Below are 25,682 nucleotides of genomic sequence, written 5' to 3'. Positions count from 1 at the left end.
GGGACGGGGCCCGAGGCCTGTTCCCCGCCTCTCGCTCACCCCCGCCCCGTGCCACAGCCCCCTATCCCTTGCTGACCGTCGTCGACCACCCGCTTCTCAACCGCGCGCTGACCACGCTGCGCGACGTGTCCACGCCGTACGGCCAGTTCCGGCGGACGCTCTCCGACGTGTCGTCCATCCTGGCGTACGAGGCGCTGCGGACGTTGCCCGTCGAGGAGACGACCGTGCAGACACCGCTGGAAGAGACGGTCGGCTACCGGTTGGCCCGCGAGGTCGTGGTGGTCCCGGTGCTCCGCGCCGGCCTCGGCCTCGTGGATGGGTTCGTCCGCTTCGTGCCCGAGGCGCGGGTGGGGCACCTGGGGATGTACCGCGACGAGCAGTCGCACGAGCCGGTCGACTACTACTCCAACGTGCCGCCGCAGGTCAGCGACGCGCGCGTGTTCGTGGTGGACCCGATGCTGGCGACGGGCGGGTCGGCCTCGGGCGCCATCAACCACCTCAAGAGCCGCGGCGCGAAGGACCTCTCGTTCGTCTGCCTCGTGGCCGCCCCCGAGGGCGTCGCCCGGCTGACCGACTACCACCCCGACGTGCCGATCTACACCGCCGCGTTGGATCGCCAGCTCGACGAGAACGCCTTCATCCGCCCGGGCCTCGGCGACGCCGGGGACCGCATCTTCGGGACGACTTGATGCTCACTCCGTTCGCAGGCACGTGTCGAGAGGGGAGGGGCGCGCGGCGCTCCGTGGTGATGCTTGCGCTGGGGCTTCTGCTGGCGGTCGGCGGGCAGGCGCAGGACGTGGGCGTGCCTGCCGCGGTCGACTCGTCGGCCGTGGAAGCGCCGGTGACGCTTGACGGGGAGCCCGCCACGAATTCCGAGGCGGTACCGGTCCCGGTCGAGGCTGCCCCGGTCGAAAGCGCCGAGGCGGCGGAGCCGGAGGAGGCGACGCCCGACGTGGGGTGGCTGGCCATCGTGCCGGCCCTGCTCGCAATCGCGGCGGCGCTGCTGTTCCGACAGGTCATCGTGGCGCTGTTCCTCGGCGTGTGGGTCGGCGCCTGGATCGTTTCCGGCGACGTGCTGACGGGGTGGTTCACGGGCCTGTTCTCGACCATCGTGGCGTACATCCTGCCCGCACTCGCCGACTCCGACCACGCCGCCATCCTGATCTTCTCGATGATGATCGGCGGGACGGTCGGGCTGATCCAGAAGAACGGCGGCACGGCCGCCATCGTGGACGTGGTGACGAAGTGGGCGCGGTCCGCCGGGCGGGGCCAGTTCGCGACGGCCGTCCTCGGCGTGACGGTCTTCTTCGACGACTACGCCAACACGCTCATCGTGGGCGGCACCATGCGCCCCATCACGGACCGGCTCCGCATCAGCCGTGAGAAGCTGGCCTACCTCGTCGACTCGACGGCGGCGCCGGTCGCCTGCCTCGCCTTCGTGACGACGTGGATCGGCTACGAGGTGGGCCTCATCGGCGACGCGGTGGCGAAGCTCCCGGGTTACGACGAGGCGGCGTACTCCATCTTCCTCGGGTCCATCCCGTACTCGTTCTACCCGCTGCTGGCGCTCTTCTTCGTCTTCACGATCACGCTCACGAAGCGCGACTTCGGGCCGATGCTGGCCGCCGAGCGCCGCGCCCGCCAGACGGGACAGCTCTTCCGCCCCGGCTCGACGGCCGAGGCGGCCCAGGCCGAGTCGGAGTTGCTGGAGCCCCCGGCCGACGCGCCGAAGCGGCTCATCAACGCGTTGCTGCCCATCGGGGTGCTGGTGGCCGGCGTCCTCATCGGGCTGTGGATCACGGGCCGGGCGGCCGTCGCGGAGGAGGGGCTGGAGATGACGCTCCAGAACATCGTCGGGTCGGCGAACTCGTACACCGCCATGATGTGGGCATCGCTGGCGTCGGTGGTGGTGGCGGTGCTCCTGTCGGTGGCCCAGCGCATCCTGACGCTGGAGGAGGCGATGGACGCCTGGTACGCTGGCATGCGGTCGATGCTGCTCGCGGTCATCATCCTGATCCTGGCGTGGTCGCTCTCGAACGTCAACGACGCGCTGGGCACGGCGACGTGGCTGACGGAGCGGCTCTCGGGCACACTCTCCCCGGGCATCGTCCCGGCCCTCGTCTTCCTGCTCGCCGCAGCGACGGCCTTCGCGACGGGCTCTTCGTGGGGCACGATGGGCATCCTGATGCCGCTCGTGATCCCGCTGGCCTGGGGCGTACTCGCCGCCGACGGCCTCCACACGTCCGGCGACTACACGCATATCATCTACTCGACCGTCAGCGCCGTCCTCGCGGGCGCCGTCTGGGGCGACCACTGCTCGCCGATCTCGGACACGACCATCCTGTCGTCGCTGGCTTCGCAGTGCGACCACATCGATCACGTTCGCACCCAGTTGCCGTACGCGCTGACGGTCGGCGTCGTGGGCCTGCTGCTGGGGACGGTCCCGACGGGCTACAACGTGCCCTGGTGGGTGATGCTGCCGATTTGCGCCGCGGTGCTGTTCGCCATCATCCGCTTCATCGGCCAGCCGGTGGAGGACCCGGACGTCGTGGCGGAGGCGTAGTCGGTCCCGGTGCGTCCGCCTCGGTGCCGAGGCGGTCGGGCCGACGGTCGCGCGTGTGGGCCGGATGAATCGTCGGGGGCTGCCGAAGACCCGGCTCGGCGGCGCCTTTCGGGGACCCGCATGAGGCATCTTGCGCGCCTCCTCCCACCGAACGCTGTGACTCCGCTCTACCTCGACAACCACCTCCTCGTCGTCAACAAGCCCGCGGGGATGCTGTCGCAGGAGGACAAGACCGGCGACCCGGACCTCGTGACGCTCGCGAAGGCGTACCTCAAGGAGCGGTTCGACAAGCCAGGCAACGTGTTCGTGGGTCTCGTGCACCGCCTCGACCGGCCCACGAGCGGGGTGGTCGTGCTGGCGCGCACGTCGAAGGCCGCGGCCCGGCTGAGCCGCCAGTTCCAGCAGCGCGGGCCCGACAAGACCTACCTCGCCGTGCTCGACGGCCGCCTCGGCGACTCGCCGGACTGGATGGAGCTGGAGGACGGCATCCTCGAACGCGACGGGGGCGGGGTGCGCGTTGTGCCGGTCGGGTCCACGGGCAGCAAGGCCGCGCGCCTCCGCGTCCGGATGCTAGCCGCCGACGGGACCCGCAGCCTCGTCGAGGTGGAACTGCTGACCGGGCGCAGGCACCAGATCCGGGCGCAACTCGCCGCGCGCGGGGCCTCGGTGCTGGGCGACTTCCGCTACGGCCGCCCGACGCCGTTTGCGGACGGGCACGGCATCGCGCTGCACGCCGTCCGCCTGACCGTGGAGCACCCGACGCGGAAGGAGGCCATGACGTTCGTGGCGAAGCCTCCGGTGTCCTGGCGCGGACACTTCGACCGGGCCGTCGCGATGGCGGTGGGCGCGCGCTAGAACGCGACCGAGAACTCACCCCCCGTCACCCGAACGGTCCGGCCTGCGACGAACGCATCGAAGGCGAACGTGCCGCTCGCGCCCCCAGAGGACAGGCTGGCGACGGTCAGTGTGCCGCCGGTCGAGGACGCCGTCTCGGTGCCGTCGCTCGCGTCGCCTGCGTAGAGGACCTGAGCCGTGCCGTTGAACAACGTAAACGGCTGGCCGGCGGCCAGCGGCGCGGCGGAAAAGAGAAGCGTCAGAGACCCGCTGTCTGCCGACTCCCGCGCCGTCAGGACGAGCGAGCCGCTGCTTCCCACGCCGCCCACGCAGGTCGACGCGAACGGCACGCCGTCGATGGTCGCGGTCAGGCTCCCGGTGCCGGGACAGGGCGATCCGGTGCCTTCTGCGGGCTCGGTGCTGTCGCAGCCGAGCGCGAGCGTGGCGAGAAGGGCGGAGAACAGGATCGTGCGCATCAGAACCGGAGGAGGGAGAGTCGCATAATGCCGGGTCCGCTCGGGCCGGGCGTCCCCGCTGCCGGGGAGGCGCTCCGCTTCGTGCTTGCCGATCGCAGCGAACGGGCTCACCTTCGCTCCACGCTCCACGCTCCACGCTCCACGCTCCACGCTCCACGCTCCACGCTCCATGTCTCGCCCCACGCTCGACCCCATCGAAACCCGCGTCGCGGGCGCGCTCGCCGAAAAGGCCCTCGCCACGCCCGACCACTACCCCCTTACGCTCAACAGCCTCGTCGCGGCGTGCAACCAGAAGTCATCCCGTGACCCGGTGACGGCGTACTCCGAGCGCGAGGTCCGGGACGCGGCGGAGCGGCTGATGCGCCGTGGGCTGGCCGGGACGACGGCCGGGGCCGGACACCGCGTCGCCAAGTTCCGCCACACGCTGGACCGGGCGCTCGACCTGTCGCGCAGAGAACTGGCCGCACTGGCCGTGCTGATGCTGCGCGGCCCGCAGACGCCCGGTGAGATCCGCACCCGGACGTCCCGCCTCGCCGATTTCGCCAGCGTGGACGACGCCGAGGAGGCGCTGTGGATGCTCGCCGACCGCGACGAGCCCCTCGTGGTTCGCCTGCCGCGGGAGCCAGGCCAGTCGGCCGACCGCGTGGCGCATCTGCTCTCGGGGGACATCGACGTGGCGCCCCCCGACGAGCAGGCCGAGACGGACGCGCTGCCCGTCGCGGGGGGGGCGACGCTGGCCGAACGGGTCGCCGAACTGGAGGCGGAAGTCGAGCGCCTGCGCGCCGAGATGACCGCTTTCCGAGCACAGTTCGAGTGAGCGGGGGGGAGGTTCGAATCGGGCCTGGGCAGCTCGAGAAGCCGATTCAGTCGGGGCGTTTGGTGTGACAAACCGGTGGCACTGCCGGTTGCGAGATTGAGCCACATTGACCTCGCACATCATGACTCCCATCGGACCGACCAACATCGAACTCGCCGACGCCCTCGATCAGATGGCCGAGGTGCTCCTCCGGCGTGGGGAGCCCAACCCGTACCGCGTCCAGGCCTACCTCCAGGCCGCCGCACTGGTGCGTGACCTCGACGAGCCTGTCGTGCGTCTCTATGGAGAGGGCGGCATCGCGGCGCTCCGCGCGCTGCCGGGCATCGGCGTCGCCATCGGCCGCCACATCGCAGACTACATCGAGACGGGCCGCATCGGTCTGCGCGATCGCCTCCTCCGCGCCGACGACCCGGTCGCGCTCCTGGCGACCCTCCCGGGCGTCAGCCCGCGCCTCGCGCGGCGGTTCGTCGACGACCTCGGCATCCGCTCGTTCGCCGAGTTGGAGCGCGCCGCGCACGACGGCCGCCTCCTCGGTCTCGACGGCATCGGGCCCCGCACCGTCGAGGCGATCCGCCTCCAGCTCAACTCGATCCTGAACCGCGCGTCGCGACGCCGCAGCCGCCGCATCCGTCGGCAGGTGGCCCAGCTCGCCGCGCGGCCGGTCGCGGAGGAGCGTGCGCCGGAGCCGGCCCCGGTGGCGACCATCTACTCGCTCTTCCCACCCGCAGCGGCGTAGCGAGTGACGCCCCCGCCTCGGTGCCGAGGCGGGGGAGCTAGAACTGGCGGCCGAGCGTCAGCGCCACGCCCGCGTCGCGCGGGTACAGTGCCGACCCGAACAGCCGCGACCCGTAGACGCCCAGCCCCAGGATCGCGCCCCGGTCGGTGGGGTAGCGCACGATCTCGGCGCTGAGGCGTCCCCCGAGGAAGAACTGGCTCTCGGACCCGATGGTCTCGGTCCCGCTGGAGATCACGAGCCCGCCCTGCAGGTAGGCCGGGCTCTGTCCGAGACGGCGCGCGACCTGGATCGAGCCGCCGAACGCCGCGAACACACCGTCGATACCGCGGTCCGGATTCTCCGTCTGGAGCACCGAGAGTTCGAAGGCAGCGGGAACGAGCCAGGTCTGGGCGTTCGCCGACCGGATGCCGTACCCGATGCGGCCGCCCACGCCGTTCGCCCCCACCAGTGGCCCGCCGCTGACGAACGAGCGGATCGACTGCTCGGCGGCTTCCGCGAGGGGGGAGGGCGATGAGACGGGCGCAGCCGTGGTGTCGGCCGCCAGCTCGGCCAGGGTGCGGACGACGGGGCTCTCCTCCCGGTCGAGCGGGGCACTCGACAGGAAGGTCACGACCGCCTGGTGGAGTGCCTGAGCCATCCGAGCCGCATGGCGCCGGGTCACGTCCAACGCCGATTCTTCGACCATCGCCTGCCCCCTCCCCAGGTCGGCGAGGCCCTCGCTCGTCTCCTCGAAAAAGCGAAGCTGGACCTCGGCGCGCCCAAACTCGGCGGCTGCCGTGGTCTGCTCACTCACGTAGAGCACCTCGACCCCGACGACGATGGGACGCCGCCCAGGAGCCTCCGGGAGGAGGGCCTGGAGGTATGAGGCGAGGGCGGGCAGAGTCCCGCCGTCCATCTCGACCGTCCGGCGCCGGTTGAAGAGGCCGACCTTCGCCTCGCCGACCGTCGTCGTGTCGGCTCGCAGATCAAGGACGCGGATGACCATGATCTCAGGCTCGCCGGAAAGAGGAGTCGGGCGGGGGAGGTCGAGAACGACAGACTGTGCCGTCCCGACCGATGGGGCGAGGACGAGGAGGAAGAGGAGCCAGCGCATGGGGTCGTGGAGACGGGCACCGAAGGTACCCGGCGGCACTGTGCGAGCAATGTGGATGGGGCGGGAATCGGTGCATGCCCGTTGATGGACGGAACCCGATGTGCCCTCATTCCACGCCGCAGGGCCTCTACGGGGTGGTGCTCCGACGGACCCGGCCTCCCGACCCCTCTTCGGTCGCCGACCGACCGAGGCGGGCAGGCAGAGGTCAGGGGCGCGCCCCCTCTGCCGACCCGACGGCGAACGGGTCCGACCACCTCGGGTCGGTCGCGAGCGTGGTGTCGGTGAGCGTGTTCAGGAACGCCACGAGAGCGGCGCGCTCCTCGTCGCTGAAGTTCCTCTGCTTCGGTTCTCCGTCGCGTCCCCGGAGGCGGGGGTCCAGGCGGGGGCTGGGCTGGATGCCCGAACTGTAGTGGTCCACCACCTCTTCCAGCGTCGCGAAGCGGCCGTCATGCATGTAGGGCGCCGTGAGCGCCACGTTGCGGAGCGACACCGTCTTGAAGACGCCCCGGCCGCTGCTCCCCTCGGGGACCGTCGCGTCCAGGCCGTTGTCGGTGGGGCCGGTGCCCATGAACATGTCGCCGGAGTGGCATTCCTCACAGCGTCCGCGACCGAAGAACAGCTCCAGCCCCTGGTTCTCCTGCTCTGTCAGCCCATCCAGGGGCCGCCCGAACACGTCCACCTGGGCCTCGCGGGCGGCATCGTAGCGAGAGTTGGAGGCCACGATGGAGCGGACGAACTGCGACAGGGCCCGCGCGACCCGGTCGCTCGTAATCTCGGGCGTGCCGAAAGCGTCCGCGAACAGGCCCGGGTAAAAGTCGGTCGCCTGGAGGCGGGTCGTCATCTCGTCCAGCGTCAGGCCCATCTCGACCGGGTTCTGGATGGGCTCCAGGGCCAACGTCTCCAGCGACCGGGTGCGGACGTCCCAGAAGAACCGCTGGGTGCGGTCGTACCGGGCGAAGGAGAGGGTCATCGAATTGCGATCGGTCGGCTCGCCCTGGAACCCGACGCTCAGCGGCCTCGGGTCTGAAAAACCGTGCTCCTGGCGGTGACACGAGGCGCACGACACCGTCTCGTTGCGGGACAGCCGCACATCGTAGAAGAGCACGCGCCCCAGCGTGGCGCCCGCGTCCGTGATCGGGTTGTCGGCCGGGGTGGAATCCCAGCGCAGGATCGAGTTGTCCTGGAGATGGAGGGGCAGCGCGACGCCCTCGTAGTCGTAGGGGGTGGCGGGCAACACGGGCGTCCCGCTTGAGCGGGTCGCGAAGGTCGCGCCGATGGCGACCACGGAGAACACGATGAGCGAAGCGAGACGCAGCATGCCGACAGGGGCGGTAGGTAGGCAAACCTACGGTGGACAGGGCCGACGGGTTGGGAACGGCCCCCCGGCCGGGCCGAGCGCGTCCCGCACTGCCTCCGGGCTTCTGCTCTGGTGTGGGACCGCGTGCTGCTGCTCGTGCTCCGGAGGAGAGGATTCACAGGCCCCGAGAGATGGACGCACTCCCTCTTCATGGACCCCGATTCTGCCGCGCGGGTAGGTTGGAAACCTACACAAACCTCCCTGTGGCCGACCGACCTCTCCTGCTCAGCGTCAGCGCCGCCGCGGCGCGATTGGGCGTCCATGTGGGCACGGTCCGGCGGTGGACGGACGACGGGCAACTCCCCGAAGTGCGAACCCCCGGTGGGCACCGCCGGATCCCCGCCGAGGCTGTCGAGCGGCTGCGCCGGGAGCGCGCCACGACGGCTGAGGAGCCGACGGCCCTGGCGGCATCCGAGCCCTCGGACCCCGCCAGTGAGGCCTGGGCCGAGCATGCGGTCGTCCACGCGCGCTACGAGGTGCGCTCCAACGGCGACGCGCCCTGGAACCAGGCCTTCGACGCGACCGAGCGGGCGCACCGTCGCGAGACGGGCCGGCAGCTCGTGGGGCTGCTGCTCCGCCACGTCGCCGACCAGGGAGACTCGGACGCGCGCAAGGCCGAGGTCCGCCGGCTGGCGTGGGGCTACGCGCTCGACATGAAGGACCGCGGCCTCCCGCTCACCGAGGCGCTGCGGGCGACGCTTTTCTTCCGCGACATCCTCACCGAATCGACGGCCTACTACCCGCGCTTCGACGAGAAGCCCGCCGCCGACCAGATCGCGCTCATGCGCCGTGTCAACGAGTTCATGAACGACGTGCAACTCACGATCGCGAGCGCCTACGAGTCGGACGCCCAGTTGGAGGAATGAGCAGCCACGAGTCCATCGTCGCGGTCTGGCTGGATGGGGCGTCGTGCCCGGTCGAGGTGCGTGAGGCGTGGGCGCTGGACGCGCTCGACGCCGACCGGCTGGCCCGTGCGGCGCGCGAAGAAGGCCTCGGCGCGTGCCTCGTGTCGACCTGCTTCCGGGTGGAGCTGTTTGTGTCCGGCGACCGTCCGGCCGAGGCGCTGAAGGCGTGGGCGCGCGAGCAACTGGCCACGGCCCGTCCCGACGCGCCACGCGACGGCTTCCTCGACGCCGAGGGCGAGGACGCGCTCCGGCACCTGTTCCGCGTCGCGGCGGGGCTGGAGTCTGCCGTACTGGGAGAGGCCCAGATCCTGGGGCAGGTCCGGCGCGCGCGCGCCGCCGCCGAGGCGGCCGGGGTGCTGCGGCCCGCCCTCCGCGCCGCCTTCGACACGGCCGTGCGCACGGGCCAGTGGGCGCGGCGCGTGACCGACCTCGGGCGCGGCACGGCCTCGACTGCCTCGGCCGCGGTGCAGTGGGTGGAGGACGCCGTCGGTACGTGGAGCCGACGGCCGGTGCTGGTGCTCGGAGGCGGCCAGATGGGCCGCCTGCTCCTGGGCCGATTGGCGGACACCGGGGCAGAGGTAACGCTCGTATCGGCCCACGCGCCCGCCCACCAGGGGTTCGCCGTGGTCCACCCCGACGCGCTCGCCGACGCCCTGCCCGGAGCCAGCGTGGTGTTTACCGCCACCGACCGGCTGGCCCTGCCGCTCGCCCTCGCCCGCTCGGCCTGGGCCGATGGACGCCCACGCGTCGTGGCTGACCTCGGCGTGCCTCGCAACGTCGCGCCCGCCGTGGGGCGCTTGCCGGGCGTCGCGCTGGCCGACATCGACGCGCTCGGCGCGGTCGTGGACGCCGGGCTGGCGGCGCGCGAGGCGGCCATCCCGGAGGTCGAGGCGGCCATCGAGACGGCGCTCGGCGGGCTCCGCGACGCGCTCGCGGGCCTCCGCCGGGAAGCCCTCGTCGCCGACTTCCGCCGCCGCGCCGAGGCCATCCGCCAGGAGACCCTCGCCTCCACCGAGGCCGACGACCTGGATCAGCTCTCGCGGACGCTCACCAACCGCCTCCTCCACGACGTGACCGCCGCCCTCCGCTCGGCCCCGGCCGACGACGACGCGCTCCGCGCGCTCCTGTCCCTCGACGATGGCTGAGATCCTCCGCCTCGGCACCCGCACATCGGCCCTCGCCATGTGGCAGGCCAGCCACGTCGCCCGCGCCCTCGAAGCCGCGTGGCCGGGCCTCCACGTCGCCCTCGTGCCGTTCGTCACGAAGGGGGATCGGACGCTCGACAAGCCGCTGCCCGAGATCGGTGGGAAGGGGCTCTTCACGCAGGAGCTGGAGGAGGACTTGCTCGCAGGCCGTCTCGACCTCGCGGTTCACTCCCTCAAGGACCTTCCGACCGCCGACCCGGACGGCCTCGCTCTCGGCGCCATCACTGAGCGGGCCGACCCGCGCGACGCCTGGGTCTGTCCGGCGGGCCACTCCCTGGCGGACCTGCCCGAGGGCGCGGTCGTGGGCACGAGCAGCCTCCGGCGCGCCTCCCAACTGCTGCGCGTCCGGCCCGACCTGACGATTCGGTCCATCCGCGGCAAGGTGGAGACGCGCATCGAGAAGACGGCGACCGGTGGCTACGACGCGACAGTCCTGGCCGTGGCGGGCCTGGCGCGGCTCAAGCGGATGGACGACGCGACCGGGATCCTCGACCTCGACACGATGCTGCCCGCTCCCGGGCAGGCGGCGCTGGGCGTCCAGGTCCGCGCCGACGACGATCGTGTGGGTCGGCTCGTCGCGTCCGTCGACCACGCGCCGACCCGTCAGGCCGTCGAGGCCGAGCGCCACTTCCTGACGGCCCTCGGCGGCGGGTGCAGCGCGCCCATCGCCGCCCTCGGCACGGTCGACGGCGGCCGGCTCCATCTCCGTGGGCGCGTGTGCTCGGTGGACGGCGCGCAGACGGTCGAGGTGGAGGATGCCCTCCCGCTCGGCCCGACCGTCGCGCACGATCTCGGCCACGCCCTCGCCGAGGCTGCCCTCGCCGACGGCGCCCGCGTGCTGCTCCCATGAGCGCTGAGCGTCCTCTCGCCGGCCGGCGCATCCTGAACACCCGAGCGTTCGAGCAGTCTGGATCGCTGGATGCCGGGCTGCGCGCGCTCGGTGCCGAACCGGCTGGCGTCCCGTCGATCTTTTTCGAGCCGCCCGACGACCTCGGTCCGCTGCACGAGGCGGCGCGATCCATCGACGAGGCGGCGTGGGTCGTCTTTACCAGCGGGACCGGGGTGGAACAGGGGTGGGGGGCGATCCGCGAGGCGTGGCCCGACGGGCTGCCTGCGGGCATCGGCGTCGCCGCCATCGGCTCTGGCACCGCCTCCGCGCTCGCCGAGGTGGGGGCACCTGTCGACTTCCTGCCCCCTGAGGCCAGTGGCGACGCCCTCGTCGCGACGCTCCCCGTCCGCCCCGGCGACCGGGTGGTGCTGTTGCGGTCGCACATCGGCCGCGAGGCCATCGCGACGGGCCTCGCCGCGCGCGGCGCGGACGTCCGCGACGTGACTGCGTACTGCACACGCGTCGGCGCAGACCCGCACGGCGTCGATATGGGGCTGATGCTCCGTCCGGACGCGATCACGTTCACGTCGCCCTCCACCGTCCGCGGGTTTCTGAAGGGCGTGGGCGACCTGCGCCGGCTGGACGGCATCCCGCTCGTTCCCATCGGTCCCGTGACCGCCGAGGCACTGACCGACGCCGGGCTGCCCGTCGCCCGGATTCCGGAGGACTACACCATCCCGGGCCTCCTCGACGCCCTCGTCACTCTGTTCTCGACCTCCGCGGACGCCGAGACCCCATCGACCCCATGATCGACCTCGCTCCTCCGGTTTCGCTCGGCCCCGACCGGCCGATGCGGCTCCGGGCTTCCGCCGCCGTCCGGCGCCTCGTCCGCGAGACCCGGCTGCACCCGGCCGACCTGATCCTGCCGCTGTTCGTCAAGGCAGGGGAGGGGCTCCGAGACGAGATCGCGTCCATGCCCGGCGTCTTCCAGTTGTCCGTCGACGAGGCGGTCCGCGAGGCCGAGCGCGCCGCCGAGGTGGGCGTCTCCGGCGTGCTGCTGTTCGGCCTCCCGGAGCACAAAGACGCCGAGGGCTCGGCCGCGCACGACGACCGCGAGGCCGTCCAGCGGGCCACGCGGGCGATCAAGGCCGCGCTCCCCGATCTCGCTGTGATCACGGACGTCTGCCTGTGCGAGTACACCGACCACGGTCACTGCGGCATCCTCGGGCTCGACGGCGGGGTGGAACTGGAGGCCTCGCTGCCCGCCCACGTCGCCGCGGCCGTCAGCCACGCCCGCGCCGGAGCCGACCTCGTGGCGCCATCGTCCATGATCGACGGCGTCGTCGGGGCGATCCGCGCCGGGCTCGACGGCGCCGGGTTCGGACACGTCGGCATCTTCAGCTACGCCGTCAAGTACGCGTCGGCCTTCTACGGGCCGTTCCGCGACGCCGCCGACAGCGCTCCCGCCTTCGGCGACCGACGGACGCACCAGATGGACCCCGGCAACGTCCGCGAGGCGCTGCGCGAGGCGGCGCTCGACGTGGCCCAGGGCGCGGACCTGCTGATGGTCAAGCCGGCGGTCGCCTACCTGGACGTGATCCGGCAGATCCGCGACGCCTTCCCCGAGCGCCCGCTGGGCGCCTACCACGTCTCGGGCGAGTACGCCATGCTGAAGGCCGCCGCCGAGCGCGGCTGGCTGGACGAGCGGCGGGCGGTCCTCGAAGCGCTCACCGGCATCCGCCGCGCCGGGGCCGACCTCATCATCACCTACTACGCGACCGAGGCGGCACGCTGGCTGGCAGAGGGCGAGTAGCCCCTCGCACGCACTCCCGATTGCGCTGCGTCGAGGCCCGTCCACAAGCACTCTCGGTGAAGCCGTCCGCCACGGTGCGTCCGCGCTGATCCCCGCTCCTCGTCTCGCGTACCTGATTTTCAACCGACACTGAAAATGGCTCTCGACCTCCAGCCCGCTGTCCGTCCGACGCCTTCCGATGCCGCTTCCGGGGCGCCCGCCTCGGACGAGAGCGGGGGAGGGCTCAGCCTCGCCGAGCGCGGCAAGACGGCCGACGGCGCGCCCCAGGCGCTCGACCGGCGCCTGTTCGTCCAGTTCCTGGCGTACACCGACTGCACCGACCCGGCCCGCCTCGCGGATGCCGCCGAGGCGGCGGGGGTGGGGGGCGTCGTCTACGCGAGCGCCCAGGACCCGCGCGGCGTCGGCGTCGCGCTCTTCCACGAGGACGCCGCTTTCTTCGTCGAGGACGGCCGGGCGCTCCACACGTCGGCCGCGTTCGCCGGGCTGACGCCGGTCCCCGCGCTCACCATGCTCGGGCGGACGTACTCGATCGGCTACGAGCAGGACCTGCTGGGCGCGCTCGTGGCGAAGCCGGTGCAGACCATGACCGACCCGGACTGGCCGTGGGCCGTCTGGTACCCGCTCCGCCGGAGCGGCCGCTTCGAGCGCGAGCCGCGCGACGAGCAGCGCCGGATGCTGATGGAGCACGGCGGCATCGGGCGGTCGTTCGGCCGCGCCGGTCTGGCGCGCGACGTCCGTCTGGCGTGCCATGGGCTCGATCCCAACGACAACGACTTCATCGCCGGGCTGGTCGGAAAGGACCTGCACCCCCTCTCCGCCGTCGTCCAGCGGATGCGGTCGACCCGGCAGACGGCCGAGTTCATCGAGAAGCTGGGCCCCTTCTTCGTCGGCCGCGCCGTCTGGCAGAGCGCCGGGCCCTACGCCTGGGCGCTGCAGCACGAAGGCACCGGCCACTGATTCCGGTTCGGGGTTCGGGGTTCAGGGTTCGCCTCCTGAGGCCTTGGGCGCCGAACCCTGACCTCCGAACCCTGACCTCCTCCGATGTCCCGATTCCTCGACGCCCTCGCGGGCAAGCCCGTCGACGCCACGCCCGTCTGGTTCATGCGCCAGGCCGGGCGCTACCTGCCCGAGTACCGCGCCATCCGTGAGAAGCACGACTTCCTGACGATGGTGAAGACGCCCGAGATTGCGGCCGAGATCACCCTCCAGCCGATCCGCCGGTTCGGGCTCGACGCGGCTGTGATCTACTCGGACCTCCTGCCGCCGCTCCAGACGATGGGGCTGGGGCTGCACTTCGAGAAGGGCGTCGGGCCGGTCATCGAGAACCCGATCTCGTCGACGAAGGACGTGGACCTGCTGGCCACGCCGCCCGCCTCGGAGACGATGATGTACACGCCCGAGGCGATCCGTCTGGTCAAGGCCGAGTTGGACCCGCTTGGCGTCCCGGTGCTCGGCTTCGCGGGCGCCCCGTTCACGCTCGCGGCCTACGCCATCGAGGGGGGCGGGTCGAAGAAGTACGAGAAGACGCGCGTGTTCATGTACACCGAGCCCGCCGCCTGGGCCCGCCTGATGGACAAGCTGGTGACGGTGGCGGGCAGCTTCCTCAGCGAGCAGGCGAAGGCCGGGGCGAGCGCCCTCCAGGTGTTCGACTCGTGGGCCGGGGCGCTCTCGCGCTACGACTACGAGCGCTACGCGGCGCCCTACACGGCCAAGTTGATCGCCATCGCCCAGAAGACGGGCCTTCCCGTCGTCCACTTCACCACCGGCACCGCGGGCCACCTCGACGCCGTCGCGAAGGCGGGCGGCGACGCCATCGGGGTCGACTCCGGCCCCTCGCTCACCGAGGCGCGCGAGCGCGTCGGCGGCCTGCCCATCCAGGGCAACCTGGACCCGTACCTGCTCCAGGCGCCCTGGCGCGAGCTCAAGGCCCAGACCGACCGCGTGCTCGCCGAGGCGCCCGCGACCGGCTACGTCTTCAACACTGGCCACGGCCTCGTGCCGGCCACCCCGCCCGATATGGTCGCGCGGCTGACCGACTACGTCCGCGAGCAGACGAGCCGCTAGCGCGCGGGTGTCGGGTACGCCTGAAACCCTTCGCGCGGCACCCAACCGCCCGCGGCCGACGACCGCACGCCTTCCCGATTCCTGACGACCCATCCCAATGCCTGACCCGACCAAGCCCATCGGCGTTCTCTTCATGGCCTACGGCGGCCCGGAGTCGCTCGACGAGATCCCCGGCTACCTGTCCGACATCCGCCACGGGCGTCCGACGACGACGGCCGTGCTGGACGAGATCACGAACAACTACCGCTCGATCGGTGGCCAGTCGCCCATCCTGGGGCTGACGCAGGCGCAGATCGACGGTGCGATGGCGCACCTCAACCCGCCCGGCGAGCCCGCGCGCTACAAGGCCTACCTCGGCATGCGCCACTGGGCCCCGTGGATCGAGGAGACAGTCGGCCAGATGCTGGACGACGGCATCGAGCGCGCCGTCGCCATCGTCCTCGCCCCGCATTTCTCGTCGATGTCGATCGCGAAGTACCAGGCGAAAGTCAAAGCGGGACTGGACCTTTACCGCGGGGACATCGCGTTCAGCTACGTCGATGCCTACTTCGACGCGGACCTGCTGATCGACGCGTTCGCCGCGCGCGTCCGCGAGGGCATCGAGCAGTTCCCCGAGGCCGAGCAGGACGACGTGCACGTGGTCCTGAGCGCACACAGCCTGCCCGTCCGCATTCTCGCGATGGGCGACCCGTACCAGGACCAGCTCTGGACGACGGCCCGGCTGATCGCCGAGCGCGCTGGGCTCCGCGAGGACCAGTGGAGCTGGAGCTACCAGTCGGAGGGCCGCAGCCCGGAGCCGTGGCTCCAGCCGCAGCTGGAGGACCACGTTCCGGCGCTCAAGGCCGAGCGCGGCATCGACAAGGTGGTGAGCCTCGCCATCGGCTTCGTGAGCGACCACGTCGAGATCCTGTTCGACATCGACATCGAGGCGCAGCGGGCGGCCACGGAGAACGGCATGACGCTGGTCCGCCCGCCGTCGCTCAACGACGACCCGCGCTTCGTCCGCCTCCTGGCAGAGTTGGTCGAGGGCCAGGCCGCCGAGGAGGGCTGGGTCGACTCGGCCGTCCGCGCCGCCTCGGCGGGGGCGCCGACCCTCCCGATGCCTGCGGGGACGCTGGACGCCTCCGTCCCGGCCTGATCCAGGGCGTGCTGTGTCTCGTCTCACTCCCTCCCGTGGATGACCCCTGACCGATCCGATGTCCTCGTGCTCGGCGGCGGCGTCGCCGGGCTGGCGGCGGCGCTCCGCCTCGCCGAGTCGGGCGTGAGCGTCCGTCTAGCAGAGGCGTCGGGGCGGCTCGGGGGCGTGGTGCAGACGCTCCGCCACGACGGCTTCACGGCCGACGTGGGGCCGGACGTGTTCCTGACCCGCAAGCCCGCCGCGGCGCGTCTGGTGGAGCGCCTCGGCGTCGAGACCGCGACGCCACGGGGCGGCGCGCTCATCCAGCGGAACGGACGGCTGCACCCGCTCCCGGCCGGACTGACCGGCCTCGTCCCCGGCCGCCTCGGTCCGCTCCTGCGCACGCCCGCGCTCGGGCTCGGCGCCCGGCTCCGCGCTGCCGCCGAGCCGTGGGTCGGCGCGCGCACGGACGACACGGATGAAAGCCTGGAGGCATTCGCCGTCCGCCGCTTCGGCCGCGGCGCTTACGAGGGACTGATCGAGCCGCTGCTCGGCGGCCTCTACGGCGCCGACGACGGGCCGATCTCGCTCCGGGCGACGCTGCCGCACCTGCACGACCGCGAGCGCCAGGGCCCGCTCCTCGCCCTCCGAGGCGGCGCGACTCCGACCGGGGCGTCCCCGTTCGCGCGCCCCGTCGAAGGCATGGACGCGCTGACGGACGCCCTCGCTCGCGCCGTCGCCGAGGCGGGGGTGGCCGTCGAGACCGAGGCGGCGGTCGAGACGGTCGAGCCCGGCTTCGTCGTTCGGCTTCGGGGCGGACGCTCCCTCTCGGCCGGCGCGCTGCTGGTGACCCTGCCTGCGCCCGCGGCGGCGGCGGTGCTCCGGCGGCTCGATCCTGCCCTCGCCGAGCCACTGGCGGCCATCCCGATGGGCACGGCCACCGCCGTGATCGTCGGCTTCGCGTCCGGCGGGCTGAGGGTGCCGGACTCGTCCGGCTGGCTCGTGCCCCGCCGGGAGGGCGGCCCGGTCCAGGCCGTGACCCTGTTGTCGCGCAAGCATATGGGCGTTGCTCCCTCAGGGTATGATCTCGCGCGCGTCTTCCTTCGCGCCCCGTTCGCCGCCTCCGCCGACGAGGCCGCCTGCCTCGGCGCCGCCGTCGACCACCTTCGGCAGCACCTCGGTCCGGTCGGGGCACCGGTCTGGGGCGTCGTTCACCGATGGGCCGAGGCGATGCCTCGCTACACGCTCGGCCACCTCGACCGGCTGGCCCAACTCGACGCCGCCGTGTCCCGCCACCCTGGCCTCGCATTCGCCGGGGCCTCGCTCCGCGGCGTCGGCCTGCCGGACGTGATCGCCGGGGCGGAGCGCGCGGCCGACGACATCCTGACCTCTCTTCCACTCCCGACCCGATGACCTCGCCCACCACGCAGTCCGAAACCCTGTTCGCCCACGCTCAGGCGCTGATGCCCGGCGGCGTGTCGTCGCCCGTCCGCGCCTTCAAGTCCGTCGGCGGCGTCCCGCGCTTCATCGACCGGGGAGAAGGGGCCTACCTCGTCGACGCGGACGGCAACCGGATGATCGACTACGTGATGTCGTTTGGTCCGCTCCTGCTGGGCCACGCGCCGGAGGCCGTGACGCGCGCCATCGCCGATCAGGCTGCGCGGGGGACGAGCTTCGGCGCGCCGAGCCCGCTGGAGAGCGACCTCGCCGAGCACATCCGGTCCGTCTACCCGTCGATGGAGCGGCTCCGGTTCGTCAACTCCGGCACCGAGGGCGCGATGAGCGCCGTCCGCGCTGCCCGGGCCTTCACCCGGCGCGACAAGGTGGTCAAGTTCGACGGCCACTACCACGGCCACGCGGACCTGCTGCTGGCGAAGGCGGGCAGCGGCGTCGCCACGCTGGGCCTGCCCGACTCGCCCGGCGTCCCGGCCGCCGTCACCGCCGACACGCTGGTGGTGCCGTTCAACGACCCCGCCGCGCTGCGGGCCGTGTTCGAGGCCGAGGGTGAGCGGATCGCCGCCGTGCTGGTCGAGCCCATCGCGGGCAACATGGGCATGGTGCGGCCGGCCGAGGGCTTCCTGGCCTTCCTCCGCGAGATCACCGAGGCGCACGGCGCGCTGCTCGTGTTCGACGAGGTGATGGTCGGCTTCCGCGTCCACCCGGGCGGCGCGCAGGCGCTGTTCGGCGTCACGCCGGACGTGACGATCCTGGGCAAGGTCATCGGCGGCGGCCTGCCGGTCGGCGCGTACGGCGGCCGGGCCGACGTGATGGAGATGATGGCTCCCTCCGGCCCGGTCTACCAGGCCGGGACGCTGTCCGGCAACCCGCTCGCGATGGCCGCCGGGCTCGCCCTCTTCCGCGAGGCCAACGCGACGGGGGCGTGGCGACTCGCGGCCGACGCTGCGCGCGACACCGCCGCCGCCATCCAGTCGGCCGCCGACGCGGCGGGGGTGCCGGTTCAGACCACCAGTGAAGGGGCCATGTTCGGGTTCTTCCTCAACGCGAACCCCGTCATGGATTATGCCTCTGCCGCAACGAGCGACCGCGAGGCGTTCGCCCGCCTGCACGGCCTACTGCTCGACCGCGGCGTGTACCTGCCGCCGTCGCCCTTCGAGGCCTGCTTTACCTCCAGCGCCCACACGCCCGACGTGGTCGCCGAGGCGGCCGAGGCCTTCCGCTCGGCGTTCGCCGCCCTCTGATCCCGACCCCGGGACCTCTGACCTCGGCACCGCGCCCGGGGACCCGACATGACTGAGACCTCTTCGCCCGTCCCGCCGAAGCGCCTGCTCGGCGTCCTGTTCCTCGGGACGCTGCTCGCCGCCCTCGACATCGCCGTGGTCGGTCCCGCGCTGCCCGCGCTCCGCGAGGCGTTCGGGCTGAGCGAGCGCGCCGTCGCGTGGACGTTCACGGCGTTCGTCCTCGCCAACCTGACCGGCCTTCCCGTGATGGCCGCTCTCGCCGATCGCGTGGGGCGGAAGCGCGTCTACCTGTTCGACATCGGCCTCTTCGCCGTCGGCACGCTCGTCGTCGCGCTGGCGCCGTCGTTCGGCGTGCTGATTGCGGGGCGCGTGGTGCAGGGGTTCGGGGCGTCCGGCATCTTCCCCGTGGCGACGGCCGTCGTCGGGGACACGTTTCCGCCCGAGCGGCGGGGGCGGGCCGTCGGCCTGCTGGGGGCCGTGTTCGGGATCGCGTTTCTGATCGGTCCCGCGCTCGGCGGCATCCTGCTGGCGGTCGCGAGCTGGCGGTGGCTTTTCGCGCTGTCCCTGCCGCTGGCCCTGCTGGTGTTCGTGTTGAGCGCGCGGACGCTGCCGGAGTCGCGGGCGGCGGCCCCGCGTGCCTTCGACGCGGCCGGCGTGGCGACGCTGGCGGCCCTGCTGGCGGCTCTCGTGGTGGGCCTGAGCGGGCTGGACGCATCGGCCCCGTGGGGCGGCCTGACAGAGGCGTGGGTCTGGCTCCCGCTCGCCCTGGCGGTTGCGCTGCTCGTGCTGCTGGTGAGCGTCGAGCGTCGGGCCGAGGCGCCGATCCTGCGTCCGGGCCTCGTCTCGCGCCGCCCCGTGCAGGCCGCCTGTCTGCTGGCCATCGGCGCGGGGATCGTCGAGGCGACGTTCGTGCTGCTGTCGTCCTACGCGGTCGCCGCCTTCGGCGTCGAGCGGTCCACGGCGAGCTACCTGCTGCTGCTGCTGGTGGCGGGCGTCACGGTCGGCGCGCCGGTAGCCGGGCGGATGCTGGACCGCGTCGGCGCGCGCTCGGTCGTGACGGTGGCGATGGGGCTGGTCGCGGCCGGGATGGGCGTCGTTGCGCTGGCCCCGTCGCTGGCGGTCCACCTCGTGGGGACGGTCGTCCTCGGGCTCGGGCTGTCCGGCATCCTGGGCTCGTCGCTGGCCTACATCCTGCTCGCCGAGGCCGGGGCCGACGAACGCGCGGTCGCCCAGGGACTGTCGACCATCTTCCTGAGCGTCGGCCAGTTGGTGGGCGCGGCGACGCTGGCCGCGCTGGCGGCCTCCTCCGCCTCGGCGGTGGCGGGGTACCAGGCGGGGTTCGGGTGGATCGCGGTCGGCGCGGTGGTGCTGGCGGTCGTCGCGCGCCAACTGCTCGGCGGCGCGACGACCGGTTCGTGCTGAGGATCGGCGAGCGCGTCTGGACGGGGATGGACCCCGACGGCGCGACCGCGCTCCGTCTGGAGGCGCCGCGCCCGAACCCCTCGGCCGAAACCGCGCGGGTGGCCAACACGCTGCCCGAGGCGGGCATGGTTCGGCTGACGATGGTTGACATGCGCGGCCGCGAGGTGGCGACGCTGACGCCCGGTCGGCATGAGGCGCAGGTCGACGCCGGGTCGCTGGCGGCGGGCGTGTACGCGGTCCGGCTGACGGCCGGGAGCGACGTGCAGACCCAGCGGCTGGTCGTCGTGAGATAGGGGAGAAGGTGCGAGGTCCGCTCAAGCTTCACGGGGGCGGAGGCGATACCACGCCCTCAGAAACGCCCCCGGTGTAGTTTTGGGGGCCTCGCCCTCCCCCCGGACATGCCCGCACTCACTCCCGATTCCCGAGTCTTCGTCGCGGGCCACCGCGGGCTCGTCGGCTCCGCCGTCGTGCGCCGCCTCGCCGCCGACGGCGTCGAGATGGTCACGCGCACGAGCGCCGAACTCGACCTGCGCGACGGCGCCGCCGTCCGCGCGTTCTTCGAAGCCGAGCAGCCGACGCACGTGGTCCTGGCTGCGGCCAAGGTGGGCGGCATCCTCGCCAACCGCGACTTCCCGGCCGACTTCGTGGGCGACAACCTCGCGATCGCCTACCAGGTGCTGATGGCCGCCCACGAGGCCGGGCTGGGCGAAACCGGGCGCGTCGTGAACCTGGGCTCATCCTGCATCTACCCACGCGAGGCGCCCCAGCCTATGAAGGAGGAGCACCTCCTGACGGGGCCCCTGGAGCCGACCAACCGACCCTACGCCATCGCCAAGATCGCGGGCATCGAGATCGCCGAGGCGCTCCACCGCCAGCACGGGGACGACGTCATCAACCTGATGCCGACCAACCTCTACGGCCCGGGCGACAACTTCGACCTGCAGTCGAGCCACGTGCTTCCGGCGCTGATCCGCCGCTTTCACGAGGCCAAGGGCGCCGAGGCGGACGGCTCCGACGCGCCGGTGACGCTCTGGGGCACCGGCTCCCCGAAGCGCGAGTTCCTCCACGCCGACGACCTCGCCGACGCGGTCGCCTTCGTGCTCCACCTCGACGAGGCCACGATGCGCGCCGCCGCGCCGGATGGCCTGCTCAACGTCGGCGTCGGGGACGACCTGTCGATCCGCGAACTCGCAGAGCTGATCCGCGACGTGGTCGGCGCCGAGAGCGAGATGCGCTGGGATACCGATAAGCCCGACGGCACGCCCCGCAAGCTGCTGGACGTGAGCCGCCTGCATGACCTGGGCTGGTCCGCCTCGGTCGGCCTCCGGGACGGCATCGCCTCCACCTACGACTGGTTCCTCGATTCCACCGCCTCTGTCGAGGCCACCGCTTGATGTCCGAGATCACACAACCCCGCCGCCGCGCCCTCATCACCGGCGTGACCGGCCAGGACGGGTCCTACCTCGCCGAACTGCTCCTCGCCAAGGGCTACGAGGTCCACGGCCTGAAGCGCCGCGCGTCTTCGTTCAACACGCAGCGCATCGACCACCTCTACCAGGATCCACACGAGGAGGAGGTCCGGTTCAAGCTCCACTACGGCGACCTGACGGACTCCACGAACCTGATCCGGATCGTGCAGGAGGTCCAGCCGGACGAGATCTACAACCTCGCGGCCATGAGCCACGTGGCGGTCAGCTTCGAAAGCCCGGAGTACACGGCCAACGCCGACGGCATCGGCACGCTGCGTCTGCTGGAGGCCATCCGCATCCTGGGCCTGACCGACACGCGCTTCTACCAGGCGTCCACGAGTGAGCTGTACGGCAAGGTGCAGGAGGTGCCGCAGTCCGAGACGACGCCGTTCTACCCGCGCTCGCCCTACGCCGTCGCCAAGCTCTACGCCTACTGGATCACGGTCAACTACCGCGAGGCGTACGACCTGTTCGCGACCAACGGCATCCTGTTCAACCACGAGTCGCCGCGGCGCGGCGAGACGTTCGTGACACGCAAGATCACGCGCGCCGCCGCCCGCATCTCGCTGGGCCTGCAGGACACGCTCTACCTGGGCAACATGGATGCCCAGCGCGACTGGGGCCACGCCCGCGACTACGTCGAGGGCATGTGGCGCATCCTGCAGCACGACACGCCCGACGACTGGGTGCTCGCGACCGGCCACATGACGACCGTGCGCCACTTCTGCGACATGGCCTTCAAGGCCGTCGGCATCGCGGTGCGCTGGGAGGGCGAGGCCGAGGAGGAGGTCGGGTACCGGGAGGACACCGGCGCAGCCATCGTCCGCGTCGATCCGCGCTACTACCGCCCGACCGAGGTCGAGCAGCTCCTCGGCGACCCGTCGAAGGCCAAGCGCGAGCTGGGCTGGGAGCCGGGGGTGACCGTGGAGCAGCTGGCCGCCGAGATGGTCACCGCCGACCTCGCCGTCGCCCACGTCCAGCCGGAAGTGGCGTAGCGCCGTGATCCGCTCCGCCTCGGTGCCGAGGCGGGCGGGTCAGACCCCGCGCTGGAGGCGGTCCCCGAGCGCCTTGGGCAGGCCCACCTTCGCGATCTCGGCGACGGTCTGGGCGCGGTCGTAGTGCTCCCGGAGCAACTCCACCGTGAAGGCCTCCGTGTCGAACAGCGCGAACCCGAGGCGCGGGTCGCGGTCGCGGGGTTGCCCGACGCTGCCCACGTTGACGAGGTAGCGGTGCCCCTCGCGGACGCGGAAAACGCCCAGCGTGTCCGCCACGATCGCCTGCCGGTGGGAGTGGCCGATGAAGCAAATCGGCGTGTCGAAGGCGTCGAACTGGATCTGTGTGTCGCGCATCGACTCCAGCCGCGGCCACTTCTCGGGCTTGAACGGCGCCGCGTGGACGAACGTGGCGTCGAAGGCCTCGGCGACGAGGGGCAGGTCGCGCAGCCACGCCCGCTGGTCGTCGGAGAGCATCGCCCGATGCAGGTCGACCGCGGCGCGGCCGTCGCGGGGCAGCGCCTCGTCGTCGGAGCCCGCGACCGCTGCGTCGTGGTTGCCCAGGATGTTGACCGCGAACTCCGTCCGCACGATTTCCAGGCACTCCGAAGGGGAGGGGCCATAGCCGACCACGTCGCCGAGGTTGACCAGCGCGTCGGCGCCCCGAGCCTCGGCGAGCTGCAGAGCCGTGCGCAGCGCAGGCAGGTTGGCGTGGATGTCAGAGAGAACAGCGACGAGCAAAACGGAGGTCCGGACGAGGGCCTATGAAGTTACCTGCCGTTCCGGCCGGACACCCTCCGTCGGGGTGTCAGATGGCGGCTACGGCCTATATTCGCGTGTGCTCCTCTAAAGCCCCTCCCCACCATGATCGATCAACCGTATCCGACGGCGGCAGACCGCGGCGCTCCCGGCGCCCCTGTTCGCGGAGAAGACCCGTTCTACTACGGAGATCGCGACGGGATCGACCTCCGGGCGCTCCTGGACATCCTGCTCCGCGGCAAGTGGATCATCCTCGGTGCGGTGCTCGCGCTCACCATCCCGGTGATGGTGTACTCGATGCTGAGCCCCTCGAAGTACCGCTCGTACGCGATCCTTCTGGTGGACAAGACCGACACGGACCTCGCGGACGTGCTGCCGGAGGCGATGCCGTCCGGCTTCTGGCGGCAGGAGCGCAACCTCAGCAACGAACTGCTGGTCCTCGACCAGTCGATGCCGCTCGCCGAAGCGGTCGCCGCCCGGCTCATCGAGGCGGAGACGGTGCCGGGCACCAACCGTCCCCTGCCGATCCTCAGGGACGATGACCCCTCGACGCCGCTCACGGTCCAGGAGGTCGCCTTCCGGCTCCAGCGCGGCTCCATCAAGTCGACCATGGAGACCGGCGGCGCGGACGCCATCCGCGTCAACGCGGTCAGCACGGACCCTCAGGAGGCGGCGCTGATCTCCAACACCTATGCCGAGGCCTTCGCTCAACTGACGCAGGACCAGAGCCGCTCCGGCGCCTCGGCCTCGCGTGAGTTTTTGGAGGACCAGGTGGAGACGCAGAACGACCGCCTCCAGGAGACCGACGCGGCCGTGGAGCAGTACATGCTTCGCGAGGGCGCCGTGGCGCTTCAGGAGGAGACCTCCCGCCTCGTCGACCAGATCGCGACGCTCGACGCGCGCCGCGACCAGGCACAGGTCAACCTCGTCACGAAGCGGGCGGAGCTGGCGGCGCTCCAGAGCGAGCTGTCCCGCCTGGAGAGCCAACTCGGGACGCGCCTCTCGTCCAACCTCGACAGTGAGCTGGCCGCGGCCCGCGAGCGGATCCAGCAGTTGAACGCCGAGCTGGAGGTCTTCTACCGTCAGAACCCGGCACTCCGCAACGACACCAACCCACCGGCCAACATCGCGCGTCTCCGCACGGAGCTCGCGCGCGTCGAGGCGGACCAGGAGCGCATCGCGCGGCAGCTCTCGGCGCAGTCGCTCGCCTCGGGCTCCAGCCCGGACGATCAACGCTCCGGATTCGTCCGCGCCGCCGACCTCCGGGCCCAGATCTCGGCCGCTCGCGTCGCCGTCCGCGGCCTCGAGGCCGAAGTGAGCCAGGTCAGCTCCCGGCTCGGGCAGTACGAGAGCGAGCTGTCCAACGTCCCGGCGCAGTCCATCGAGCTGGCGCAGCTGGAGCGCGAGCGGCAGGCCGCCGAGACGCTCTACGGCGCCCTGGAGCAGAACCTCCAGCAGGCGCGCGTCGCCGAGCAGTCGCAGCTAGGCTACGCCCGCGTGATCCGCCCGGCGTTCCCCACCCCGGCGCCGTTCTCGCCGCTCCGCGCCCGCAACACGATCCTGGCGCTGCTCTGCGGCCTCGTCTTCGGCTCGCTCCTCGCCATCGGCAAGGTGCGCCTCGACCACCGGATCCACACGCCGGACGACCTCGCCAAGCTCGGCCACGCCATCATCGGCACGGTGCCGTCGACGACTGCGCTCGTGAAGGAGGAGTACGGGGGGGCCGATGTCGCCGAGGTCAACGGCCGGATGGTGGACACGCACGTCGTGTCGCTGCTCAACCCGATGGCCACCGCCTCTGAGTCCTACCGCGCGCTGCGGACGAACATCCAGTTCAGCCGCCCGGACGTGGTCATCCAGACGATCCTGGTGACCTCTTCCAATCCGAGTGAGGGTAAGTCGGTCACGTCGTCCAACTTGGCCGTCGTGTTCGCGCAGGCAGGCCGCCGCGTGCTCCTGGTCGACGCCGACCTCCGGCGCCCGACGGTCCACAAGAAGCTGGGCATTTCTCGCGAGCCGGGCCTCGTCCAGCAGCTCTTCTCGTCCGAGTCGATCCAGGCAACGACCCTCGACCAGCTGGCCGACGACCTCTACGTGCTCCCGGCCGGGTCGCTCGCCCCGAACCCGTCCGAGCTGATCGGCTCGCGCCGGATGCGCGACCTGATCGCGGACATGCGGACCAAGTTCGACATCATCATCTTCGACGCCCCGCCGGTGCTGGCCGCGACCGATGCCGTGCTGCTCTCGACCCAGTGCGACGCGACGCTCGTGATCGCCCGTGCGGGCCAGACGAAGGACTTCGAACTCAACTCGGCGTTGGCCGCGCTGAAGGACGTCGGCACCAAGCCGAGCGGCCTCGTGCTCAACGCGTTCGACGTCCGCCAGGCGTACGGCTACCGCTACAAGTACGCCTACCGCTATGGCAACGCGTACGGATACGGCAGCCCGAAGGCCGCCGACCAGCCCGACGCATAACGCGGAGTCCCGTCGTTTCCTCCCTCTGTCCGTAGGCCATTCCATGGCCGTGAAGCC

General features: G+C 71.9%; 24 protein-coding genes. 20 read left to right on the top strand and 4 right to left on the bottom strand.

Going from position 1 to position 25,682, the window contains the following annotated elements:
- The first annotated feature begins 68 nt into the window (after nucleotides 1-68).
- From upp to B1759_RS01290, 3 genes are all read left to right on the top strand, one after another.
- Nucleotides 69-689 carry a uracil phosphoribosyltransferase gene (gene upp / locus B1759_RS01300; protein WP_095513222.1) on the top strand — a complete coding sequence of 207 codons (621 nt, stop codon included), beginning with the start codon at nucleotides 69-71 and terminating at the stop codon, nucleotides 687-689.
- Nucleotides 689-2,563 carry a Na+/H+ antiporter NhaC family protein gene (locus B1759_RS20400; RefSeq protein ID WP_095513221.1) on the top strand — a complete coding sequence of 625 codons (1,875 nt, stop codon included), beginning with the start codon at nucleotides 689-691 and terminating at the stop codon, nucleotides 2,561-2,563. The genes upp and B1759_RS20400 overlap by 1 nt, the downstream gene beginning before the upstream one ends.
- Nucleotides 2,564-2,719: 156 nt before the next feature.
- Nucleotides 2,720-3,418: an RluA family pseudouridine synthase gene (locus tag B1759_RS01290; protein ID WP_198948709.1), complete on the top strand. Its 699-nt coding sequence runs from the start codon at nucleotides 2,720-2,722 to the stop codon at nucleotides 3,416-3,418.
- Here B1759_RS01290 and B1759_RS01285 read toward each other — a convergent pair.
- On the bottom strand, nucleotides 3,415-3,873 hold the full coding sequence (locus tag B1759_RS01285; RefSeq protein ID WP_095513219.1) for a hypothetical protein: 459 nt from the start codon (nucleotides 3,871-3,873) through the stop codon (nucleotides 3,415-3,417). The genes B1759_RS01290 and B1759_RS01285 overlap by 4 nt on opposite strands.
- Before the next feature lie 169 nt (nucleotides 3,874-4,042).
- Here B1759_RS01285 and B1759_RS01280 point away from each other — a divergent pair, with 169 nt between their 5' ends.
- Together B1759_RS01280 and B1759_RS01275 are read left to right on the top strand one after the other, a co-directional pair.
- On the top strand, nucleotides 4,043-4,690 hold the full coding sequence (locus B1759_RS01280; protein ID WP_095513218.1) for a YceH family protein: 648 nt from the start codon (nucleotides 4,043-4,045) through the stop codon (nucleotides 4,688-4,690).
- A 121-nt stretch (nucleotides 4,691-4,811) separates the two neighbouring features.
- Entirely contained in the window at nucleotides 4,812-5,426 is a 615-nt protein-coding gene (locus B1759_RS01275; RefSeq protein ID WP_095513217.1) for a helix-hairpin-helix domain-containing protein, read from the top strand.
- Nucleotides 5,427-5,463: 37 nt separating this feature from the next.
- Here the strand turns inward: B1759_RS01275 and B1759_RS01270 are convergent, their stop codons facing one another.
- Both B1759_RS01270 and B1759_RS01265 read right to left on the bottom strand, forming a co-directional pair.
- Nucleotides 5,464-6,519 carry a hypothetical protein gene (locus B1759_RS01270; protein ID WP_095513216.1) on the bottom strand — a complete coding sequence of 352 codons (1,056 nt, stop codon included), beginning with the start codon at nucleotides 6,517-6,519 and terminating at the stop codon, nucleotides 5,464-5,466.
- 205 nt (nucleotides 6,520-6,724) lie between these two features.
- Nucleotides 6,725-7,837 (bottom strand): cytochrome-c peroxidase, encoded by a 1,113-nt coding sequence (locus tag B1759_RS01265; RefSeq protein WP_095513215.1) that lies wholly within the window; start codon nucleotides 7,835-7,837, stop codon nucleotides 6,725-6,727.
- Between the two features lie 242 nt (nucleotides 7,838-8,079).
- On the opposite strand from B1759_RS01265, the gene B1759_RS01260 reads away from it, so the two are divergent.
- The 14 genes from B1759_RS01260 to gmd all read left to right on the top strand — a co-directional run bounded on the left by B1759_RS01260 (nucleotide 8,080) and on the right by gmd (nucleotide 22,394).
- On the top strand, nucleotides 8,080-8,742 hold the full coding sequence (locus tag B1759_RS01260; RefSeq protein ID WP_158225054.1) for a helix-turn-helix domain-containing protein: 663 nt from the start codon (nucleotides 8,080-8,082) through the stop codon (nucleotides 8,740-8,742).
- Nucleotides 8,739-9,926, top strand: a complete 1,188-nt coding sequence (locus B1759_RS01255; protein ID WP_095513213.1) for a glutamyl-tRNA reductase — start codon at nucleotides 8,739-8,741, stop codon at nucleotides 9,924-9,926. The genes B1759_RS01260 and B1759_RS01255 overlap by 4 nt, the downstream gene beginning before the upstream one ends.
- Complete coding sequence (gene hemC / locus B1759_RS01250) at nucleotides 9,919-10,836, top strand: hydroxymethylbilane synthase (protein WP_095513212.1); 918 nt, start codon at nucleotides 9,919-9,921, stop codon at nucleotides 10,834-10,836. Before B1759_RS01255 ends, hemC begins: the two co-directional genes overlap by 8 nt.
- Nucleotides 10,833-11,624 (top strand): uroporphyrinogen-III synthase, encoded by a 792-nt coding sequence (locus tag B1759_RS01245; protein ID WP_095513211.1) that lies wholly within the window; start codon nucleotides 10,833-10,835, stop codon nucleotides 11,622-11,624. Before hemC ends, B1759_RS01245 begins: the two co-directional genes overlap by 4 nt.
- A complete protein-coding gene (hemB, locus tag B1759_RS01240) occupies nucleotides 11,621-12,628 on the top strand; it encodes a porphobilinogen synthase (RefSeq protein WP_095513210.1) in 1,008 nt (335 codons plus the stop codon). The genes B1759_RS01245 and hemB overlap by 4 nt, the downstream gene beginning before the upstream one ends.
- 135 nt (nucleotides 12,629-12,763) lie before the next feature.
- A complete protein-coding gene (locus B1759_RS01235) occupies nucleotides 12,764-13,585 on the top strand; it encodes a chlorite dismutase family protein (RefSeq protein ID WP_095513209.1) in 822 nt (273 codons plus the stop codon).
- Nucleotides 13,586-13,669: 84 nt separating this feature from the next.
- Complete coding sequence (gene hemE / locus B1759_RS01230; protein WP_095513208.1) at nucleotides 13,670-14,692, top strand: uroporphyrinogen decarboxylase; 1,023 nt, start codon at nucleotides 13,670-13,672, stop codon at nucleotides 14,690-14,692.
- Nucleotides 14,693-14,789: 97 nt separating this feature from the next.
- Nucleotides 14,790-15,830, top strand: a complete 1,041-nt coding sequence (gene hemH / locus B1759_RS01225; RefSeq protein ID WP_095513207.1) for a ferrochelatase — start codon at nucleotides 14,790-14,792, stop codon at nucleotides 15,828-15,830.
- A 39-nt stretch (nucleotides 15,831-15,869) separates the two neighbouring features.
- Entirely contained in the window at nucleotides 15,870-17,222 is a 1,353-nt protein-coding gene (gene hemG / locus B1759_RS01220; protein ID WP_095513206.1) for a protoporphyrinogen oxidase, read from the top strand.
- Nucleotides 17,219-18,508: a glutamate-1-semialdehyde 2,1-aminomutase gene (gene hemL / locus B1759_RS01215; RefSeq protein ID WP_095513205.1), complete on the top strand. Its 1,290-nt coding sequence runs from the start codon at nucleotides 17,219-17,221 to the stop codon at nucleotides 18,506-18,508. The genes hemG and hemL overlap by 4 nt, the downstream gene beginning before the upstream one ends.
- A gap of 48 nt (nucleotides 18,509-18,556) precedes the next feature.
- A complete protein-coding gene (locus B1759_RS01210; protein ID WP_095513204.1) occupies nucleotides 18,557-19,930 on the top strand; it encodes an MFS transporter in 1,374 nt (457 codons plus the stop codon).
- On the top strand, nucleotides 19,924-20,223 hold the full coding sequence (locus tag B1759_RS01205; protein ID WP_095513203.1) for a T9SS type A sorting domain-containing protein: 300 nt from the start codon (nucleotides 19,924-19,926) through the stop codon (nucleotides 20,221-20,223). Before B1759_RS01210 ends, B1759_RS01205 begins: the two co-directional genes overlap by 7 nt.
- Nucleotides 20,224-20,328: 105 nt before the next feature.
- The gene (locus B1759_RS01200; RefSeq protein ID WP_095513202.1) at nucleotides 20,329-21,324 is read left to right on the top strand and encodes a GDP-L-fucose synthase; all 996 of its coding nucleotides are present in this window, start codon (nucleotides 20,329-20,331) and stop codon (nucleotides 21,322-21,324) included.
- Nucleotides 21,324-22,394 (top strand): GDP-mannose 4,6-dehydratase, encoded by a 1,071-nt coding sequence (gene gmd / locus B1759_RS01195; RefSeq protein WP_095513201.1) that lies wholly within the window; start codon nucleotides 21,324-21,326, stop codon nucleotides 22,392-22,394. The genes B1759_RS01200 and gmd overlap by 1 nt, the downstream gene beginning before the upstream one ends.
- 39 nt (nucleotides 22,395-22,433) lie before the next feature.
- Here gmd and B1759_RS01190 read toward each other — a convergent pair whose 3' ends face one another.
- Nucleotides 22,434-23,132 (bottom strand): metallophosphoesterase, encoded by a 699-nt coding sequence (locus tag B1759_RS01190; RefSeq protein ID WP_095513200.1) that lies wholly within the window; start codon nucleotides 23,130-23,132, stop codon nucleotides 22,434-22,436.
- Between the two features lie 123 nt (nucleotides 23,133-23,255).
- Between B1759_RS01190 and B1759_RS01185 the strand changes: the two genes are divergently transcribed.
- A complete protein-coding gene (locus tag B1759_RS01185; protein WP_095513199.1) occupies nucleotides 23,256-25,625 on the top strand; it encodes a polysaccharide biosynthesis tyrosine autokinase in 2,370 nt (789 codons plus the stop codon).
- Nucleotides 25,626-25,682: the final 57 nt, after the last annotated feature.

The organism is Rubrivirga sp. SAORIC476 (assembly GCF_002283555.1).
Classification (GTDB): domain Bacteria; phylum Bacteroidota; class Rhodothermia; order Rhodothermales; family Rubricoccaceae; genus Rubrivirga.
This window is presented reverse-complemented; position numbering and strand designations above follow the sequence as displayed.

Excerpts from the sequence above, each read along its gene's own strand:
- B1759_RS20400 (WP_095513221.1), top strand. The coding sequence starts at position 689 with ATGCTCACTCCGTTCGCAGGCACGTGTCGAGAGGGGAGGGGCGCGCGG.
- B1759_RS01285 (WP_095513219.1), bottom strand. The coding sequence starts at position 3,873 with ATGCGCACGATCCTGTTCTCCGCCCTTCTCGCCACGCTCGCGCTCGGC.
- B1759_RS01280 (WP_095513218.1), top strand. The coding sequence starts at position 4,043 with ATGTCTCGCCCCACGCTCGACCCCATCGAAACCCGCGTCGCGGGCGCG.
- B1759_RS01275 (WP_095513217.1), top strand. The coding sequence starts at position 4,812 with ATGACTCCCATCGGACCGACCAACATCGAACTCGCCGACGCCCTCGAT.
- B1759_RS01270 (WP_095513216.1), bottom strand. The coding sequence starts at position 6,519 with ATGCGCTGGCTCCTCTTCCTCCTCGTCCTCGCCCCATCGGTCGGGACG.
- B1759_RS01265 (WP_095513215.1), bottom strand. The coding sequence starts at position 7,837 with ATGCTGCGTCTCGCTTCGCTCATCGTGTTCTCCGTGGTCGCCATCGGC.
- B1759_RS01255 (WP_095513213.1), top strand. The coding sequence starts at position 8,739 with ATGAGCAGCCACGAGTCCATCGTCGCGGTCTGGCTGGATGGGGCGTCG.
- hemC (WP_095513212.1), top strand. The coding sequence starts at position 9,919 with ATGGCTGAGATCCTCCGCCTCGGCACCCGCACATCGGCCCTCGCCATG.
- B1759_RS01245 (WP_095513211.1), top strand. The coding sequence starts at position 10,833 with ATGAGCGCTGAGCGTCCTCTCGCCGGCCGGCGCATCCTGAACACCCGA.
- hemB (WP_095513210.1), top strand. The coding sequence starts at position 11,621 with ATGATCGACCTCGCTCCTCCGGTTTCGCTCGGCCCCGACCGGCCGATG.
- B1759_RS01235 (WP_095513209.1), top strand. The coding sequence starts at position 12,764 with ATGGCTCTCGACCTCCAGCCCGCTGTCCGTCCGACGCCTTCCGATGCC.
- hemE (WP_095513208.1), top strand. The coding sequence starts at position 13,670 with ATGTCCCGATTCCTCGACGCCCTCGCGGGCAAGCCCGTCGACGCCACG.
- hemH (WP_095513207.1), top strand. The coding sequence starts at position 14,790 with ATGCCTGACCCGACCAAGCCCATCGGCGTTCTCTTCATGGCCTACGGC.
- hemG (WP_095513206.1), top strand. The coding sequence starts at position 15,870 with ATGACCCCTGACCGATCCGATGTCCTCGTGCTCGGCGGCGGCGTCGCC.
- hemL (WP_095513205.1), top strand. The coding sequence starts at position 17,219 with ATGACCTCGCCCACCACGCAGTCCGAAACCCTGTTCGCCCACGCTCAG.
- B1759_RS01210 (WP_095513204.1), top strand. The coding sequence starts at position 18,557 with ATGACTGAGACCTCTTCGCCCGTCCCGCCGAAGCGCCTGCTCGGCGTC.
- B1759_RS01200 (WP_095513202.1), top strand. The coding sequence starts at position 20,329 with ATGCCCGCACTCACTCCCGATTCCCGAGTCTTCGTCGCGGGCCACCGC.
- gmd (WP_095513201.1), top strand. The coding sequence starts at position 21,324 with ATGTCCGAGATCACACAACCCCGCCGCCGCGCCCTCATCACCGGCGTG.
- B1759_RS01185 (WP_095513199.1), top strand. The coding sequence starts at position 23,256 with ATGATCGATCAACCGTATCCGACGGCGGCAGACCGCGGCGCTCCCGGC.